The organism is Chitinophaga sp. 01L420 (genome assembly GCF_056399985.1).
In genome coordinates, this window is record NZ_JBFTSK010000013.1 from 149,742 (window position 1) to 166,783 (window position 17,042).

General features: G+C 42.1%; 14 protein-coding genes. 9 read left to right on the forward strand and 5 right to left on the reverse strand.

The features are described from left to right. Positions 1 to 43: 43 nt before the first annotated feature. Together AC1DP6_RS14815 and AC1DP6_RS14820 are read right to left on the reverse strand one after the other, a co-directional pair. Positions 44 to 1,189 carry a DUF932 domain-containing protein gene (locus AC1DP6_RS14815; RefSeq protein WP_477055505.1) on the reverse strand — a complete coding sequence of 382 codons (1,146 nt, stop codon included), beginning with the start codon at positions 1,187 to 1,189 and terminating at the stop codon, positions 44 to 46. Next, entirely contained in the window at positions 1,155 to 1,634 is a 480-nt protein-coding gene (locus AC1DP6_RS14820; protein ID WP_477055506.1) for a hypothetical protein, read from the reverse strand. The genes AC1DP6_RS14815 and AC1DP6_RS14820 overlap by 35 nt, the downstream gene beginning before the upstream one ends. Before the next feature lie 851 nt (positions 1,635 to 2,485). On the opposite strand from AC1DP6_RS14820, the gene AC1DP6_RS14825 reads away from it, so the two are divergent. Beyond that, positions 2,486 to 2,932, forward strand: a complete 447-nt coding sequence (locus tag AC1DP6_RS14825) for a hypothetical protein (RefSeq protein WP_477055507.1) — start codon at positions 2,486 to 2,488, stop codon at positions 2,930 to 2,932. Positions 2,933 to 2,994: 62 nt separating this feature from the next. Continuing rightward, the gene (locus AC1DP6_RS14830; RefSeq protein WP_477055508.1) at positions 2,995 to 3,573 is read left to right on the forward strand and encodes a hypothetical protein; all 579 of its coding nucleotides are present in this window, start codon (positions 2,995 to 2,997) and stop codon (positions 3,571 to 3,573) included. On the opposite strand, the gene AC1DP6_RS14835 is transcribed toward AC1DP6_RS14830, so the two are convergent. Beyond that, complete coding sequence (locus AC1DP6_RS14835; protein WP_477055509.1) at positions 3,545 to 3,919, reverse strand: hypothetical protein; 375 nt, start codon at positions 3,917 to 3,919, stop codon at positions 3,545 to 3,547. The two genes, AC1DP6_RS14830 and AC1DP6_RS14835, sit on opposite strands and share 29 nt — an antisense overlap. 215 nt (positions 3,920 to 4,134) lie before the next feature. Here AC1DP6_RS14835 and AC1DP6_RS14840 point away from each other — a divergent pair, with 215 nt between their 5' ends. After that, positions 4,135 to 4,413 (forward strand): hypothetical protein, encoded by a 279-nt coding sequence (locus AC1DP6_RS14840; protein ID WP_477055510.1) that lies wholly within the window; start codon positions 4,135 to 4,137, stop codon positions 4,411 to 4,413. 583 nt (positions 4,414 to 4,996) lie between these two features. Here AC1DP6_RS14840 and AC1DP6_RS14845 read toward each other — a convergent pair. After that, positions 4,997 to 7,636 (reverse strand): outer membrane beta-barrel protein, encoded by a 2,640-nt coding sequence (locus tag AC1DP6_RS14845; RefSeq protein WP_477055511.1) that lies wholly within the window; start codon positions 7,634 to 7,636, stop codon positions 4,997 to 4,999. A gap of 632 nt (positions 7,637 to 8,268) precedes the next feature. On the opposite strand from AC1DP6_RS14845, the gene AC1DP6_RS14850 reads away from it, so the two are divergent. The 3 genes from AC1DP6_RS14850 (at position 8,269) to AC1DP6_RS14860 (ending at position 10,124) form a co-directional block, all read left to right on the forward strand. Further along, the gene (locus AC1DP6_RS14850) at positions 8,269 to 8,622 is read left to right on the forward strand and encodes a hypothetical protein (protein ID WP_477055512.1); all 354 of its coding nucleotides are present in this window, start codon (positions 8,269 to 8,271) and stop codon (positions 8,620 to 8,622) included. A 180-nt stretch (positions 8,623 to 8,802) separates the two neighbouring features. After that, the gene (locus AC1DP6_RS14855; RefSeq protein ID WP_477055513.1) at positions 8,803 to 9,405 is read left to right on the forward strand and encodes an RNA polymerase sigma factor; all 603 of its coding nucleotides are present in this window, start codon (positions 8,803 to 8,805) and stop codon (positions 9,403 to 9,405) included. A gap of 146 nt (positions 9,406 to 9,551) precedes the next feature. Further along, complete coding sequence (locus AC1DP6_RS14860; RefSeq protein ID WP_477055514.1) at positions 9,552 to 10,124, forward strand: RNA polymerase sigma factor; 573 nt, start codon at positions 9,552 to 9,554, stop codon at positions 10,122 to 10,124. A 24-nt stretch (positions 10,125 to 10,148) separates the two neighbouring features. On the opposite strand, the gene AC1DP6_RS14865 is transcribed toward AC1DP6_RS14860, so the two are convergent. Next, positions 10,149 to 10,604 (reverse strand): hypothetical protein, encoded by a 456-nt coding sequence (locus AC1DP6_RS14865; protein ID WP_477055515.1) that lies wholly within the window; start codon positions 10,602 to 10,604, stop codon positions 10,149 to 10,151. Between the two features lie 199 nt (positions 10,605 to 10,803). Here AC1DP6_RS14865 and AC1DP6_RS14870 point away from each other — a divergent pair, with 199 nt between their 5' ends. The 3 genes from AC1DP6_RS14870 to AC1DP6_RS14880 all read left to right on the forward strand — a co-directional run bounded on the left by AC1DP6_RS14870 (position 10,804) and on the right by AC1DP6_RS14880 (position 17,011). Further along, entirely contained in the window at positions 10,804 to 11,919 is a 1,116-nt protein-coding gene (locus AC1DP6_RS14870) for a FecR family protein (protein WP_477055516.1), read from the forward strand. Positions 11,920 to 12,061: 142 nt separating this feature from the next. Continuing rightward, positions 12,062 to 15,628, forward strand: a complete 3,567-nt coding sequence (locus AC1DP6_RS14875; RefSeq protein ID WP_477055517.1) for a SusC/RagA family TonB-linked outer membrane protein — start codon at positions 12,062 to 12,064, stop codon at positions 15,626 to 15,628. 21 nt (positions 15,629 to 15,649) lie between these two features. After that, the gene (locus AC1DP6_RS14880; protein ID WP_477055518.1) at positions 15,650 to 17,011 is read left to right on the forward strand and encodes a RagB/SusD family nutrient uptake outer membrane protein; all 1,362 of its coding nucleotides are present in this window, start codon (positions 15,650 to 15,652) and stop codon (positions 17,009 to 17,011) included. Positions 17,012 to 17,042 lie beyond the last annotated feature (31 nt).

Consider the following 17,042-nt stretch of genomic DNA (forward strand, 5'->3'; position numbering starts at 1 on the left):
TGATTTTTTTATGCAGCCCCTTTGGGGGGCTGCTGGTGAATGTTTAATTGAATAGGAAAATTTCCCCGCCTTCTTTTGCAAAACCGGTGCAGAGGTCGAAGGCTTTTTGTGCGCGTTGTTGGCCGAGGCCACCGTAAATGGTGGATTTAATTTTCGTTTCATCGTTTTTAAATTCACACACGTTTTGGTAGTATCCTGTGACGGCATTGTAGGCACCGAAAACCGTTCCTTTGGTGGTTTCCATTTGCTGGCTTTCGCTGGTCATCGCATATTCAAAAACCCGGTCAACGGTGTTTTTATAGCGGGTTGAAGTTTCCTTATATAGGTCTTTTTCAAGTAAAGACATGGTTTCTATATCTGGCACCATCGCCATTTGAATGAGTTTTAAAACTTGCTCGTCTGTGATCCTGATTTTTGCCCAATGGCTAAACACTTCTTGCAATTCGCTGGTGCGGGTGTCTACGAGGTTCATGACTTTGGCTACATCGTTTAAGCGTTGGTGAACGTCTGCACTGTGACGGAAAGAAACGGACATGTCACAATTTCCAAGCGCAGCATTTAATGTATTCTGGCAAACAATGCGTATAGGGGTAAAAGCCGCGGTGATGGCAGATTTCCCGCTGTGTGAGGTGGTGAGAAATAAAAATTTCTCTATCACATCATTGCTCTGACCGATACGGATATAGTCCGGCATTTTGGCGGTTATAAATATCCGCTCTCCGTCTCCCAATGCGCCCGCGGTTTCGTATTTTATCCCTTCACCACCCCCTACAATGGAATCAAAGAAGGCGAAGGCTTCAACGTTTTGAACAATGTGATAATCAGCGGTTAGGTTTTCTCCTAAAACCTGTTCGGTATCGGTGCGGAAAGTGAAAAAACTGTTTTTTGCTTTGGCGGTTCTTCCGCTTGGAAATTCCTGTTTGTGGCGGCCTTTGGCTACGGTGAAATCTAAACCTGCCAGCCGTATGGCTTCGCTGCTGGTGGGGTAGTCCTGTACGATGGCACCGAGTCCGTGCCATGCTTTTTCTTTGACAGAAAAAAAACTATGCCTTCCTAATGATTCTGAATAATTTAAATTATGTGCCATGATAAATATGATTAAAGGGTGAAAGAATGAGGGGGGAACAAGCCCCCCGGATTGGGGGGCGAAGGGATTATGCAGCCACAGGGAACGGCCATACGATTTCATTTTCCAGTTCAACAATTTTCGCCTCATACAGGCTTTTGAGCAGGGACACACAGGCGAAAACCAGACGGGGATTTTTCACGCCATAACGGTGGCCTTTGTCATCGGATACAGAAATAGAGCATCCGGTGAAATACTCGGTTTCGGTGTTTTCCGGCTCTTCTTTGAGTTCTATTTCGAACTCTTTAAGTTTCAAAAAGTCCTCTTTAACCCGGTTTAGCTTTACCGTTTTACGGTGCAGGGCTTCAATGGCTTCCTTACGTTGGTCAAAGTTTAAAGGGATAATCTTTGCTTCTTTGTTTACGGTTTGTTCAGCCCCGCCTGTTGTGTTTTGTTCAGTGGTGGCGTTTGGATCTTGGGTGTCGGTAACGACAGTTAATGTAGGTTTTACGTTTTCTGCGTTCTGGTTTGCGGTTTCCTTGGTTGCTTTTTGCTCTAACTTTTTCATGATTTTAAATTTTAATTGTGATTAATTTTTTTTCTGTCTTTTTTTTTTGCCCCGCCTCTTATTTTTTGGCCTGTGGGAAAAGACATGCAAGGTGAATGTGCTTTTTTATGCCCCGGGCTGAAAAGTCCCGGAGGGTGGATGGCCCCAGCCATCCATTTCGTAGCCCGGGGCATAAAAAAGCACATACCTTAGCATGCCCCTTTTATCCACGCCAAAAAATAAGAGGTGGGGGAAAACCCTTTGCCACCTTGGTGGCAGCTATGAGCTGGTCTTAGAGCAAGAAAGATTTAAGAAGCGATAGATGTTTTTATCAGCAGGTTTACCATTTTAGCGATACGTAAATAGACTGAAAATGGGCAATCCACTAAATCCTGAAAGGGTAGATCCAAATGGAAAATGGAGTAATTGCAAACAGAGGAAGAACAGGTAGAGCTGTAGGAGGATGGAACGGCCAGTTTGGGAGTTTCGCAGAACTGGTGCAGCGAGGCTGATGGGCATTTGCAGAGTGATGCAATGGATTGGATTGGGTTGCGATGGCCCTGATCGGAGAGGTTTGTCAGGGTGGAGACGGAGAGGAATCTGAAGCTGATTTTTCCGATGGGCAGTATAGTTAAGTATAGCTGGATTTTGAATACCGGTGGGACAGCGTACTTTGCTGAGACTAAACGCTTGGGATGGTAAGGGCTCGTGGCCAGACGTCGATAGCGGTAAGGACCTGAAGACTGTTTCTGGCTTTGATCATAGAGGGGGCCGTAAAAAAGAAATGGTGACTAGTGGTGATGGGCAGAATTTAAAACTGAATGAAATACGCTGTATCTTTAAAAAGGTGTTTAAAACTAAAAAACTAGTGTATGGATTTGGATTTAACTAAATGGGAACTCCTAAAGAGTATTCAAATTGAAGATGAATTTGAGGGGTTCGATGATGAAATGATCTTTGAGCTGACAGATGGAACTATCTATTATCAATCGGCCTATAAGTATCATTATCACTATGCGTACAGACCAAATGTGAACATATATTCCGATGGGACTACAATGATCATTGTTCCCGAAGGGATGGATGATTATGCGGAAATACAACAAACCAGGGGAATAAGAAGTAAAATCGTCAGTGATTTCACAGGCTGGTCAGGGGATACAATATTTCAACTTCAAAATGGACAAGTTTGGAAACAGGATAGATACAAGTATAAGTACTTCTATGCCAATAAACCGTATGCAACGATCGTTCAAATTGGAAGTCGTTTTGTGATGATCGTTAAAGGGCACAGCATCAGGGTAAAGAGGATCAAGTAATTTATTTTTAAATGCCTATTTAATCATCACAGCTATTTACATGTAAAAAATAATTACTGAATTTGTCTGTTTCAGCTTTTTTGGGAACTGCTTATCTTGTGAAATTTAATCTGCATATTCGCTTCTACAAAACCTGTAAGTCACTTAATTTCGGTTGCAAATTTGATCTTATGCTATTCCAACTCAGAGCAACGGCTGATGAGGTAAGGTTTGCCGCACTAGTGTGTACTTGCCCCTCAGACCTTCGAAATTTATCAGAATTACCTACAGACAGTTACCTTTCAAAGCATTACCCAAGTTTAAAGCAGCAAGTCGCTGAGCATCTTGAAAAAGGACTTGTAGCAGATTTTACCTATCCCTGGCCGCTGGTCAATGCCGGGTTTGCCAGATTCGAGGCGTCCCGGGTATTTTACAGTTGGCAAGAGCAAGGCTGGATGGCCTATAGCGAGGATGGCACCAGCTTGCTGGACTCACCGCTGCAAAGGAAAACTCTTGCTCCAGGCCATCGTCTATTTAAGGGCTTATACCTGATCAGAAGGATTAAGGTACACCCTTTACTGATGGTTAGAATACCCGATGGCATGTCCAGGATGGAGCATTTGGGGCACCTGATCAAGCCTTCTTTTTCGTTACTGGCTTAACTGGTGCTTTTTTGACGGATTTTTTTCTTGCGGTTGTAGTATCCTTTCTGTCTTTTAAGGCAAGGGTGACCACTTGTTCAGGGCTGAGGTCCAATAACTTTCCGATAGTTACAACGTCATCTAACTTCATGGTTCCAGGCTTATAGATCTTATCGTGCATCGTAGAATACCTGCTTCCGGTATCACTGATGAACTGGGTTATTGGGATCAATTTGCGCAGGAATATTTCCTGGAGGGAGGTGATGTTCCCAATTTCCACCAGTGGCTTAATAAAATCGTATCTACTTTGTTTGCTATTGGCCATTCTTATAGGTTCGTGCTGCAAAATAGCACGGATCGAAGTCAAGTGGTATTTATTATCGCTAATGTTTGGTTATAATCGCTATTGGTAAATTAAATATCGGTAATTGCAACTTAATTATCGGCTTTGTTGTATTTTTATGGTATTTATCGTAAATTGGAGTTGCCAAATGAGTGTAATTTCCAGCAATGATTAAGTTTAGGATGGATTAAAAGCAAAAACGACATTATTTGATCTGTATTAAATAAACCCATTTATCTATGCGGAATATTTTTGCAACGTTTCTTCAACAAGGGGTATCCACCAAAATCACATTACGTAAAAAACCACGTGAACGGCGGTTTGTTATCATTGTAAATGGCGTAAACAGCGAATATGGCCTATCAGATGAAACCAATGAGTTAATTCACCTTGAAGGGCCAGTCCTTGATCCGGCGTTGTTCCCGCAGGTAAATGCGCTGATCCACCAATATTTCGGAAAAACACGGGCCATTGTTAAACTGAATCATGACGATTTTTTAGATTACGATGACGTTTAGAGTAAGCTGTTGAGGTAACTGGGCGGTTCTAGTATGTTTAATATTGTATTATTGCTGAAAATAGAATGATATACTCCTACATGAAAACATCAATAAAATGGAGCTTTGTCATTATGTAGAAAAGATAGTGGGAAGTCCTATTTTAAGGAGATGTACAAGGATGAACTTCACCACTGATCATCCGCTCTAAATTGCAATTAAATATCGTTTCGGGTGCCGCTTTAGTATTAATTGTATATAGCCTGTGGAAAATTTGGACAATTCTGTCATCGACCCTTTGGTCATTGGAATCAATTGGAATTAGCTTTTTCTTTACGGATGTACAAATTTCGAAAATGGTTAGCTCTGTACTCGGACCGTTAGCCCATTGCTGGATCGTGTGGGCTACCAAAAGTTCTAAATGATTGATGCTGATTTGTTGAGGCATGTATCAAACTTTAATTTGCCCTGCAGTGATAAGGTGTCCTGCAGTAGCAGATATCAAACATTAATTTTAAAACCGGCCCAACCTGGAAAGGTCAGGCCCCACATTTCAACCAATATTAAATAAACCTATTTTAAAAATTTCTTTACCGGAGGCATGTCATTTAAAATAGCGGACCAGGCTACACATGAAATATTGCCGCTGGGAATTGCTCACTGTCCTGTCAATAAAGTTTGGGGTAGCAACGGCCATCTGTGTTCTGCTTTGGTTCAGAAGATCAAAACCATAACATTTGACCAGCCAGTTCTTTTGTTTGAAGAGCAGCTTACTGATCCAGCCGTTAACGGTGGTGATAGATCCGGGCAGACCGCTGTTGGTCGAGTACATGCCCGCAGATCCAATCTCGATCCCTGCGGGTAAGAAAAAGACAGCCTTGAGGAATATTCTGTTGTTACTGAAATGATAATAGGCATTGTTTTGCAAAGAATACTGATTGCCACGATAATTGAGTGCGGCCACTGCGCTGAGTTCCAGCCAGGACTTACAGTTCCAGGAAATAGAAATATCATGATTGAGAAATAGACTGCGATTGATGTTTTCTTGCCCATCGATCCATGAAAGGCTACGCCTAAGATCACCGAAGGCGCGGTAAGAAAATGTCAAATGCAATTTCTGGAATCTTTTACCGTAGGTGATCATTGGGGAGAAGGCGCGCGTTCCATCTACATTAATTGGCCTGGTGATTTGTTTACCTGTAGAATCGGTCGTGACTGAGGTAGAGACGCTGTTGTATTCCAAAGTAGCAAAGATTCCGATGGAAAAGGATGTGCCATGGGTGTCGCTGAACATATAGTCCAGGGAAATCCGGCGGCAGTATCCGGGCTTAAGATCCGGGTTACCCAACTGGACCTGTAAAGGGTTCTGCACGGAAATCACAGGGACTACACGGTCGGTGAGGGGCATCAACGGTGAGGTAGACAGATCGGCGTGCATGGCAGACAGTGGGTTAAATGTCCAGCTTAGATTGACCACCGGGGAAAGGTAACTGTAGTGCTGACTAAAGTTAAAAGCATTAGCACTACCGGAACTACTGAAATCATTCAGACTGTAAGTTGCGCCCAGTGTAGCATTGAATTTTCCGATATGATAACTAAACGAAGCGTTCAGGCTTTGGCTGAAGTTCAGGTTTTCAAATCTGTAGGTCAGCGAACTGTCCATGAGTAGATACTTTCCAGAAGGCATGTGATAGTTGCTGGCCAGTTGGTTATTACGGATTTGGTTTCTACCAAGGTTATAGATGGTTTGGAAGTAGAACTTTTTGCTGATGGGTTTATATAACTGGACGCCCAGGGTCAGGTTGTGGGTTCTGGCTGTAGGCTGGATCAACTGGTTGATGGTATCTGCGGGCTGGTTGGCAGCGCGCAGGTTTAAAGAATAATTGTACTGCTGGGACCAGTTGTGATCCAGATCATAATTGATGTTTACCCGAAACATTCCCCCGGATTGAAACTGGCGCGTATATTCTCCAAACAGAAAGGCACGCTGGTTGTCCTGATGCTCGCGGTTTGAAAAGTTACCGTAGGAAAGGGTGTCCAGGGTTGAGGAGCCGGTAGTGCTGAACTGATTGGCGCTGGAAAGATCCGAGCGGGTTAAGAACAGATTGCCGTGAACTGTGAGGTTATTTTTTTCATTAAAGTCATAGCTAAAATTGGTGCCCAGCATATTTGCCTGCATCTTATTTTTTTTAGCCGTTGAATTGTCATAGTAGTAATTTCCTGTGGGGATGAAATTTTCCCGGTGTTGCTGCTCCAGCAGGTCACCATCACGGTCCATACGGTTGTAAGTGAAGTTGAATTTCGCTTTTTTTCTGGCATCAAATCCAGCGCTAAGAGAAATTTTACCATCACGGGTGGTGCCGGGAAAGCGCATGTTCATGTCCATGCTTTCATCAGCAGAAGATGGCAGGGTCATGCTGCTCAGGTTGGCAAAGACAGCGGTGGCCATCAGTTGACTATGTTCCGCGAAACGTGCGGCGCTGCCTCCAACCTTATAGCCGTTTTGGGTGGCATACCCGGCACCGATTTCGCCGTTGATGTGTTTTCTACTCTCCTTGCGGGTGGTGATGTTGATGACCTTTTGAGCTGAACCGGGGGAAAGTCCGGGACTTTGTTTTTTGCTGGTCACCTGTATTTTATCGACCACACTTGCCAGTAGTAAGCGGGAGATTACCTTGGGATCTGCGTTGCCGTCCGGTGCATCCTGGAAGGCAGGGCGCCCGTCAATATAGAGTTCGCGGATGGGCGTACCCTGGAAATAAAAGTTACCATCCAGGTCAACCGAAAGGCCGGGGATCTTTTGAAGTAGGTTTAAAACCGGAGCTTTTTCTGTGGTATAAAAGTCTTTGGCATTAAATTCCATGGTGTCCCCACGCACTTTGACCAGCGGGGTTACCCCTTTGACCTCGACCTGGGAAAGGTCTAGCGGGGACGGGGCAAGCTGAATAGTATCCAGTTGTAAGCGGGAGGTGGTGGCAGGTATTTTAAGTAAAAGGGATTTAGACTGAAAGCCTAAAAAAGATACCGTTATACTATACAGTCCCTCCGGAGGCATGGGAAACATAAAGTCTCCGCTGGCATCTGTTGTTGTTTTTAGCACAAGTGTGCCTATTTGGGCAGATAGGGTCGCTACAGCCTGATTGAGTGGCTTACGGGTCTGTTTATGGGTTACAGTGCCGGAAATTTGGGACATAGCGGGGCATACCACTCCAAGCAGCAGTGCTGATAAAAGTACAAATCGCATTAACGAATAAATTGCGTACGGGCAATCTTCGCTAGAGGCATCGCAAAGAGACCACCTTATACAGGATCAAATAATAGAAATTCTCAGATTAGTTTTTGGAAAATGGGACAGCCTGGTGGCGATCCTTGGAAAATAGCAAGGCTAACCTTTTCAGAGAAAGGAATCATGTTTATAGTTTTTAAGTACATCAGATCAAATTGCATTCGTTCGAACAACCATAAAACAGCAAAAGGGGAATGAAGGGGTATGCGGGGCAAAAAAAAATAAAACATTTTAGGGGAGTGATTAGAATTTATTTTTCTACCAGCGTGGAGATCTGCGCTTGGTCAATGTTTGGGAAACAAAATTGAAAAACAGACAACAATGTCCAGGAATAATTGCATAACATTTATTTTTTGTCCGCCATAGAAAGTTGGGGTCAAAAATTCTTATCTTTTGCCTAGCTGCAAGATCTGTTGCGGGCTATATTTTTTTAGCTATTCCATCATGTTTTTATCAATACACTTTCCGCGTTCTTAGTATGCGGATCATCCGAAAAATAGGATAGAGGGATCTACGTATTTCTTGGATGATATGACGGTGGCTGTTTCTACAGCCGTCCTTTTTTTTAATTACGATATAATTTGATCTGTATGTACTTTGTCCATTATTATGACTATGGCTCTATCGCGGTGCGCGTAGGGATTACAAAAATTAAAGAGATGAATGACCTGAATACAAAGGTCGAATTGGAAAGGATTAAGAACACGATGGAAATGGTCGTGGATACCTTTAGCGAATTAGAAAGCGCTTATGATTTTATTGCCGCTCTTGCTCCACATTGCGACTTTTATTGCTTGAAGGATGCAAAGGGTGTTCATTTGCGGGAATCTGATCTTTGCAGGCAAAGGCGTGAACTGAGTATTGAATTTGAACTTTGCGTGAAAATGAACCATGCAAAATTGTTCCCTCTTTTTAGTGGTTATGATCACCGGTGTTTAAACTAAGTTGCCTGTTAAATCGGTAGTGTCCAGGTGGGCGTTGATTGCAATAGTTGAAAACTATTGCATGATTTCACTAACTAGGGAGCATATATATTTGGTATATTTACCTAGCTCATATGACCATCAACCCCTGACAAGCACGCCCCACCTGCATGTTGAGCATGATTTAATAGAGTAGATGAAATGAAAACCCCCTTTACTGCATTAACAGATGCAGAACTTGCCGATGAATTTAACAAGGGCACCCCAAAAGCCTTTGATGAAATCTATGCGCGTTATTCGTTCAAACTATTCCTACACGCCCGAGGAATGTTACGCAATGAATTGCAGGCAGAGGATGTGGTACAGGATACTTTTGCCACTTTGCTGGAAAGAAAGGGAAATTTTTTATTCCAGGATACCATCAGCGCTTATTTATACCGATCGGTGAGTAACCGCATTTTGAAATTGTTCCGGGCGGAGAAAGTGAAGGGGCGTTACTTGGATGATCTGGCTAAAAAGATACCAGAAGCAGGCACTGCTACTGATGCGTTGGTGTTGGAAAAAGAACTGGCTTCGATCATTGACCGGCATATCGAGCAGTTGCCCGCTAAAATGCGGGAGATCTTTGAACTCAGCCGCAAGCAGCAGTTTAGCCATAAACAAATCTCTCAAAAGGTGGGCAGCAGCGAGGCTACAGTTAAAAAGCAGGTGTATTACGCGCTAAAAATCCTCCGTGGAAAGCTCAGTACGGTAATTACGTTGATGGCGTTAAATGTTATTCTTTGGTTAAGCAACAATCGTTAATCCGGGATAAACCGGCCGAGGTTCGCCAAAGCGGAATTTTATAGGGGTACTATCCTCCTGAGAAAACCGGATCAACAGGGAGTGGACAATCCAGGTAAGAAAAGTATAAGGGGAAAATTTTTAGGAAACTTTAACTGCTTTAAAGCATGAGGTATCAAGAAATGACCGATGCTGAATTAAGCGCACTGATGGTAGAAAAGGATCACAAGGCGTTTTCAGAAATCTATAACCGTTATCAGGCGCTGCTTTGCTGCTATGCTTTTAGAATGACCAAATCTGCTCAGATGGGACTGGATATTGTGCAGGAGGTTTTTTACGCGATATGGAAGAATGTAGAGCAGGTTGATCCCTCCAGGCCGATAGACCGGTATTTGTTTTCCTGCGTAACCAACAGGGTTATCAATGCGATCCGTAATGACAGGGTACGTGGCAACCATCTGGAGCGTTTGGCCCGACACATGAACGATTATCCTGCACCCGATGAAAAGCTGATTGAAAAGCAGCTCCAGGAACAGGTAGAACGGGAGATTAGGTTGCTTCCTGAGAGAATGCGCTACACGTTTGAACTCAGCCGGAAAAACCAATTGAGCTATAAGGAAATTTCTAAGAAAACTGGAACCAGTGAGGGGACGGTGAAAAAGCAGATGTATTATGCCTTGAATATACTGAGAACCAAACTGACCATTGTTAGCTTGCTACTCTATTTACTCCTCTATTAAATACGTATATCAAAAGTACACCAGTTAGGATAATTCTGATCTTTTCAGTTCAATCAATCCCAGGATACGGTTAAAATCCGCAAGTTCAGTTTGATAATCTACCCTAAATTCTTCTTCTATGTCTTTATCCAGCGAGGAACTAAAGGCTGAAGAAAGCTGCTGCAGATCCTTTACCAAAGTGTTCGGATTGCAAGTGCTGATAAATTCCACTACATCCACAATGACCCGAAAAAGAACGATAGGAAAAGTTGGCAGTCCATCTATATGATGGTAGAGGTAAAAGGTATACGAGGCACCTTTATACAAGAACATGGCATGAACGGCGGTTTCTACTTCATCCTCGCCGATTTCAAAGTTATAGAATTTAATCAGTACGTTCTTTTTCAGCAAATCACTGGTATAAGCATAAAAAGTACCTTCCTCTTCCGGTGAATTATCCCCGACCACACCAATACCTTTGGCGTGTAATAATTTTTCCATGATAAAAATTTAGGAACGAAAATAATGTGATTCACGCACATGTGGTGGAATTTTTTTGTTCATATGAAATCTATTAAATGCTCATAATGAGTGGTATATAATCAATTTGAAAAATAATTTAAAAAAAAGCTGTTTTCATCTACCACTTTGTACCTAGTTAAGGGTATTAGCATCATTATTCCCCAAATTGGATGCGGCCATGTCAAAAAAAGAATTAAAGGATCTGTTACTACGCTATGAGGAAGGCAACTGCACTGAGGAAGAAAAACTCCGGGTGAAAAGGTGGTTTTTAGAAATGGCCTCAGAAGAGGTGGACTATCAGACGCTGGAAGGCTTTCCTCAGGTAAGCGAGCGGATCATGAATAGGCTGACCCGTAAAAGGCGAACTTTTAGGATGTGGACCATTGCTGCTGCTGCGGTACTGGCACTGGTGAGTATGTCCTCGATCGCGTACTATTATTTGTTGGTCCGCAAACCAATGAATGAAAATTATGCGGCAACAGCCATTCTGCCAGGTGGGAACAAAGCCATATTGACACTGAGCGGAGGGAAAACGATACACCTGGACGATCTGGTGGTGGGTTCCAAAACCGAGGTCGGGGAAATGGTGATTGAAAAGACGGCTGACGGCAGTATTCAGTATCATAAAAAAGCAGGAACAGCAAGCCCTAATGAATTCACTAACGCTCTTAATACGATTACCACGCCAAGGGGGGGACAATATCAGGTCGTTCTGCCCGATGGCACGAAAGTTTGGCTCAATGCCGCCACAAAGTTAACCTATCCAGTTTCCTTCACGGGGCGTGGGACGCGGGAGATAATTTTGGGCGGCGAAGCCTATTTCGAAGTGGCCAAAGATAAATTACATCCTTTTATAGTTAAAAGTACAGATCAAATTATTACGGTAACCGGCACGCATTTTCATGTGAGCTGTTATTTAAATGAACCTGTGCGCACTACCCTCGCAGAAGGCAGTGTCGAAGTTTATCAAACCGACACCAAGAAAACCCAAAAAATTAAACCAGGACAACAGACTATCCTTAGCAAAGACGGTATCCGCGTAAATGAGGTTAACCCTGAAGATTTCATCGCATGGAAAGATGGATCATTCGTTTTTGACCATACCCCAATCAGGCAGGTGTTACAACAGATCAGCCGATGGTACGATGTTGAGGTGGATTACAGCAATTTGCCGGACGAATATTTTGACGGTGATTTTCCAAGGAGTATTAAGTTACCAGACTTATTGCAAAGAATGCAGGAAACCAGTAATATCAAGATTGGCATAGAAGAAAGGAGGATCAAGATCAAATAATCCCCACAGTTAACCATTAACCACACAACTCATAAGCCCTAAAAAACGAAACCGGAAGTGCCTCTAACACTCCCGGCGGTAGTTAGGTCTTATGTAACATCGAGCGAATCAACATTATTTTCAAACTAACACACCCAAAGATATGGATAAAATTATTCATACCAATGATGGTCTGTACCCATATTTCAGGGAATCAAGACCCGTCAGAAGGAAAAACTACGTCAAATATATAGTCGCCATGAAAATATTTTTACTACTTCTGGCCCTCAGTTTCCACCTCTCGGCAAAGGTGTATTCCCAGCAAATTTCCCTAAATGCGAAGGAAGAATCTTTACGGAGCGTGTTAAAAAGTATCAAAAAGCAAAGCGGCTACGGCTTTTTGCTGGGATCGACCAGCATGAAAGAAGCCAAACCCGTGACCATCTCCCTACATCTAAATTCGGTGGAGGATGCGCTAAAGAAAATCTTTGAAAACCAAAATCTCAGCTATTCGATAGAGGGCAATTTCATTACGGTGCGCCCAAAGCCGGTGGCCGAGAAAAACCTCGGCCCTGCTATGGTGTCTTCCCCTGAGGATAAACGAATATTAATAAAGGGGAAGGTAACCGACCAGAAAAAGAAGCCTCTCGAAGGAGTTAGCATTCGAGTTAAAGAATCTAATAAAGGAACTATAACAGATGCTTACGGCAATTACAGTATTGCTGCCGACCCCACCGATATTTTAGTTTTCACCTATGTTGGATTCTTTACTGTCGAACAAAAGGTTGGAGAAAGAACTGAAATAAATATTACCCTGATTGAAAGCAGCACTGATCTGAAAGAGTTCGGCGTTGTATCCACCGGTTACCAGACTATTCCGCAAGAACGTGTCACCGGATCTTTCGCCTCACCGGATAAAAAAATGTTTGAGGACCGCATATCCACTGATATTTTACCAAAGCTAGAAGGGATTACCAGTGGGCTAGTATTTAACTCACCCGCTATAACTGGAAAAAATGATGCTCAAATCAGCATCAGGGGTCGCAGCACCATCTTTGCAAATGATCAGCCCTTAATCGTTGTGGACAACTTTCCCTATGATGGCAACATTACCGACATCAACCCAAATGATGTAGAAAGTGTTACCGTATTAAAAGATGCGGCAGCAGCCTCGATTTGGGGGGTAAGGGCTGGAAATGGTGTAATCGTAATAACCACCAAACATGGCCGTACCAATCAACCGCTAAAAGTATCATTTAACACCAACTTTACACTAAGCGAAAAACCTAATCTTAAATATGATCCAAACTTTCTGAATTCCAGTGATGAAATCGATGTTGAACAAATGCTTTTTGGTAATGGCTTTTATGATGGACAGATTTCTGATTTATATCATCCGGCATTAACTCCGGTTGTAGATCTGCTCAACAAAGCTAAAAACGGAACTATTACCGATGCTCAGGCTAAAGCACAGATTGACGCCTTGCGGAAAAATGATGTGCGTGATCAACTGTTAAGCACGTTTTACAGACCAAATTTTAACCAGCAATACGCTTTGAATGTCTCCAGTGGTAACGAAAAGACCAGCACTTATTTATCGGCCGGTTATGACCATAACAATACTATGTTAAAAGGAACCAGCTACCAGCGTTTTACGGTAGACTTCAAAAATGATTACAAGATTTTAAAAAATCTCACCCTATCCACTGGCTTGAACTATGTTCAGACCAATAATAAAAGTGACAATACACTTGCTACCTTCTTGCCAGGTGTAAAATATCCATATTTGCAGTTCCGAGATGCAAGCGGAAATGCGCTGCCTATTGCTTATGGTCACTCCAATGATTTTGTAAATTCAGCGATCAGCAACGGTTATTTAGAGTGGAGCTATAACCCCATTAAAGAAATTAACGAGGGATATAATACTAGCAAAACTTTATCTAGTAGTACCAGAGTAACTGCAGGTCTACTTTATCAAATTATTCCAGAACTGAGTGTGGAAGTCAAAGGGCAGTACGGACGGTTTACCAGTGATGGTTCTTCTTATTCCCCGGTGGAAAGCTACTACGCGAGGGATTTAATCAACCAGTACACAGATTTTAGTGGTGGCCCGGTGGTTTATAATATTCCAATCGGAGGAATGCTCAGGGCGAGTAATTCCGCTACCGTATCCAGAAATTTGAGAGGGCAATTAAATTTTAACCAGCAATGGGGTAAACATTACCTAACTGCCATTGCTGGCGTGGAAGGCCGGGAAATAAAAACAGATTACAAAAGCTATAACTATTATGGTTATGATCAATCCACAGCCAGTCAAATTCCTGTAAACTATACAACCATTTTTAATACCAATCCTTTGGGAATGGGGAAAATACCAAATGGTAACAATACAGGGGGCAGCCTTGACCGGTTCCGTTCCTATTTCGGAAATGCGGCCTATACTTTTGCGGGAAAGTATACCCTATCGACGAGTGGAAGAATTGACGGGTCCAATTATTTTGGCGTGGAAACCAACCAAAAAAATGTCCCACTTTGGTCAGTCGGTGGCAAATGGGACATCGATAAGGAGCCATTTTACATTTCAAGTTTGTTTCCTACAATGAAGATCCGGGCAACTTATGGGTACAACGGAAATCTGGACAAAACCCTTGCCGCTGTTACTACTCTTAAATATCCGGGGTTAGTGTCTAGGGCAACAAATGTAATTTATGCCATGGTCAGCAATTATGGTAATCCGGACTTACGCTGGGAAAAAGCAGGGATATTCAACCTGGGTATAGACTTCAGCACAAAACACCAAATCCTGTCCGGAAGTATAGAATATTACCATAAAAAAGGGGTGGATTTAATTGGCGATCTTCAAACTGCGCCAAGCACCGGGGTAATTCAATTCCGAGGCAATTATTCGAATATGAAAGGCAATGGCATCGATGTTAAACTGACCACTCAAAACATAGAGCGTGAGGTCAGTTGGAGAACTACGATTTTATTCAGCTGGGCAACAGATCAGGTAACTAAATATGATGGGGAAAGATTTCCTTCAGATGGTTTATTAGCAGGTAATCAAAATACATACCCTATTGTAGGTAGACCCGTCTATACGATTTATAGCCAAAAATGGGCGGGCCTTGATCCAAAAACCGGCGACCCACAAGGGTATAATGCAAAGGGTGAAGTAAGCAAAGATTATGCAACCCTAAATGCACCAGAATCTTTTGACCAGCTGATTTATAATGGACCAGCCAGACCGGTATATTTTGGCGGTTTAAACAACCGAATCGCCTATAAGAATTTTGCGCTCAATTTTAATATCAGTTATAAACTTGGATATTACTTTAGGAAAAGCAGTATATCCTACCAGCGATTATTTAATAACCAACAAGGTCACCAGGATTTCGAGAAAAGGTGGAAACAAATGGGAGATGAGAAATTCACAAATGTTCCCTCCATGGTTTATCCAAATGATCAGGCGAGAGATGTTTTCTATAGTAATTCCAGCATTATGGTGGATAAAGGTGATCATATCAGATTCCAGGATGTTAGTTTATCTTATGATTTAAGAAAAAGTGAGCTAAAAAGCTTGCCCTTCGATAATCTTCAATTGTATTTCTACGTAAACAATTTAGGAATCCTGTGGCGTGCGAATAAAGATCACATAGATCCCGATTACTCAACTGGAGGCATTCTGTCAGTACGAACTTACTCGCTTGGGGTAAAAGCAAGTTTTTAACAATCAATCCTTCGACCAATCATGAAAAGAAAATATTTACAACTAGCAATATTCCTTATGGGAACTACAAGCATTTGCTGTCAAAAAAACTGGCTGGATGCTAAGCCTGATCAGTCTTTAATCATACCTAAAAATATTTCCGATTATCAGGCCCTTTTGGACAATACTGATGACATTTTTACTTTGCATTCACCAGCATTAGGTGAATTGGCCTCAGATTATTATTATGTTACGGACCAAAAGTGGGCGATTCTTCCAACTCAAGTTGAGAAGAATTCTTATGTGTGGGATACAGATCCTTATAAAGGAGAGACCGTTTTCGATTGGAATTATCCTTTTGAGCAGATCCTAAACACCAATGTCATTCTGGAGGGAATTGAAAAGGTAGAGCATAATCCGTCCAATCAGTCAGCATGGAATGCAGTTAAGGGGAGTGCTTTATTCTTCAGGGCCTTTAATTACTATAATCTGGCCCAGGTTTTTTGTAAGCCCTATCAGAGTACAAGTGCAGAAACAGATTTAGGTCTACCTTTGAGAACTTCACCAGTGATTAAGAGCGAAGTTCAAAGATCCTCGTTAAAGGATACTTATGATTTGATCTATAATGACTTGAATAATGCTTTACCTTTGCTTCCAGATGTGCCTGCATATAAAAATCGTCCATCCAAAAATGCAGCATTAGCATTACTCGCCAGGATAGCGCTTTCAAATGAAGATTATCCAAAAGCATTGGATTACACTAATCAGGTCTTAAAATCAGCCAACCAACTATTGGACTATAACGAGGTTGATTCCACTGCATTTTTTATTTTCCCACAGTTTAATCAAGAAGTAATCTTTCACAGCACCCTTCAACTTTACATTTCTATGGTCTATCTAACTGGTGCAGTTGACAGCAGCTTTTACGCCTCATTTAATTCTGACGACCTGAGAAAGCCGTTATATTTTAAAAAATTCAGGGATCTGTACAGATATTGGGGAAATTATTCAGGTGCCCAAAATCCATTTTTTAATGGACTTTCAACAGATGAAGTCTACCTGATCAATGCAGAAGCCAATATCAGAACGGGAAAAAATGAGCAAGGTATTCAAATCCTGAATAAATTCTTAGAAAAAAGGTTGCGAAAAGAGACATTCATACCCGTGAGCTTCACCACTACAGAAGCAATAATCAAACGAATCATTGAAGAGCGAAAAAAGGAACTTATCGGAAGAGGTCTTAGGTGGTCTGATTTGAGGAGACTTAACAAAGACCAACGATATTCCATTACGTTAAGTAAAATCCTTAATGGCCAAAAATACACCCTCCTCCCAAATGATAAACGATATGTCTTTCCAATACCACAAGACGAAATTAGAAAAGGTGGATTAACGCAAAATTAACCAAAGTGTTAAAAGTATTAAATCAATTGTA